At 35.5% G+C, this 1,755-nt stretch carries 2 protein-coding genes; one reads left to right on the top strand and one right to left on the bottom strand.

The window, feature by feature from the left end; translation table 11 throughout:
* Positions 1–95: 95 nt before the first annotated feature.
* Positions 96–827 (bottom strand): GntR family transcriptional regulator, encoded by a 732-nt coding sequence (locus tag VXQ92_RS16715; protein ID WP_065717658.1) that lies wholly within the window; start codon positions 825–827, stop codon positions 96–98.
* A 111-nt stretch (positions 828–938) separates the two neighbouring features.
* Between VXQ92_RS16715 and VXQ92_RS16710 the strand changes: the two genes are divergently transcribed.
* The coding region (locus VXQ92_RS16710) for an SLC13 family permease (protein WP_416682575.1) at positions 939–1,755 on the top strand (817 nt) is incomplete at its 3' end.

Genomic DNA, 1,755 nt, shown 5'->3' with positions numbered 1-1,755 from the left:
AATGACTCACTTCCTACAAGAAGTACTTAACCATAAACGGTAGTGAACCAGCTCTGCAGCTTAATAAGGAAATCTTTATTAAGCTGCATCAAGAATTAATTAATTGTTATTTCATAATGAAAATTATCGGCCAAACCATAAGACTCACGGTATTCGACCGCTACACCTTCAAGATTTTTTGCAATACGGCATACCTTCACTAAAGGGTCTTCAAGGTGGTTATTTAAATAGCTATCTTTAATATTTTTCTCAAAAGTTAACCGTTCTGTTGCAGAAGAAATAAATTGGCCACAGTGCTGATAATAAAAAGGATAAAGTAGATTCCCAAACTCAGCGATTGGAATTTCTTCCAGATTTTTAAATAAGCGTTCAGGTAGCCAGATTCTCTCACTTAATACAACGACATCTTCATGCTTACGGACACGCTCGATATAAAGCAACTTTTCAGTGTGCCCAAGTCCTAACTCGGCGTTTACTTCCGGTATTGCATCACACACTTCTACTTTTTTAATTTGTCCTTGTGGCTGAATGAACTCGCCTTTTTTATTACGTAATCTAAAAAAACGAATGAGCGAATTTTCAAAATTAGGTTGTTTGAGGAAAGTTCCTTTTCCTTGCTGTTTAACCAATAAGCCATCTTCAACCAGCCCTTCAACCGCTTTTCTAACGGTTCCTACCGATACGCTATACATTTGCGCAAGTTCTTGTTCACTTGGAATAGGCTCTTCGACTGTCCATTTTGACTGGATCAGTAGTTTTTGAAGTTCCCAACGGACCTTTTCATATCTTGGCAATTTAAAATTTTTAAATGCAGTCTCATCAAGCATTTGCGTTAAACATTATGAAATCGATTTGACAATATTAGCATAGTTCTGTGTAATACAAAAAACCAAACATATATATGTTTAGATGTTTATATATTTATCAAGGAAGATAATATGACTGCATTGATGCTGATGGCTTTAGCCGTATCGATAGGTTTAGGTTATAAAACGAAAATTAATATCGGATTTTTTACGATAGCGTTTGCCTACCTGATTGGTTGCTTTGGCATGGGTCTTAAACCTTCCGAAGTTATTGAATTATGGCCTGTCAAAATTTTCTTTATTATTTTATCCGTCACTTTGTTTTATAACTTTGCTTTGGCAAATGGTGCTTTAGAGAAGCTTGCCAGCCATCTTTTATATAAATGCCGTAAGTTTCCTCAGTTTTTACCTTTAGCGATTTTTTTCGCAGCAACCATTATTGCTGGCCTAGGTGCTGGTTTTTATACAGTACTTGCCTTTATGGCACCCATTACACTGCTGCTGTGTAAAAAAACCAATATGAATATGATTATTGGTGGGATGGCTGCAAATTACGGCGCTTTAGCTGGCGCAAATTTTATGACATCGCAAAGTGGCATTATTTTCCGAAGCTTAATGGAAAATACTGGCATTAGCTCACAAACAGCTTTTTCATATAGCAGTGGAATTTTTGTCTTAACTTTAATTATTCCAATTGCGGTGTTGGGAATTTACACCCTGTGGAATAGAAAAAGTAATTCAATTGTGATTGAAGATCAAAAGCCTGAACCATTCGACAAAAAACAGAAACAATCCATCTTCCTTATTATTTTAATGATGTCGATTGTTTTAGTTTTTCCAATCTTGCATCTTGTTTTTCCCGATGTAAAAACGATTAGTTTTTTAAACTCCAAAATTGATATTGCCTTCCTTGCGATTACCTTCTCGCTCATTAGTTTACTTATGAAAC

It is taken from the genome of Acinetobacter sp. 228 (assembly GCF_048147885.1).
Note: the sequence above shows the minus strand (reverse complement) of the source record. Positions and strands in the feature narration are given on the sequence as shown.

Coding starts and splice junctions, on each gene's coding strand:
- VXQ92_RS16715 (WP_065717658.1), bottom strand. CDS start 827: ATGCTTGATGAGACTGCATTTAAAAATTTTAAATTGCCAAGATATGAA.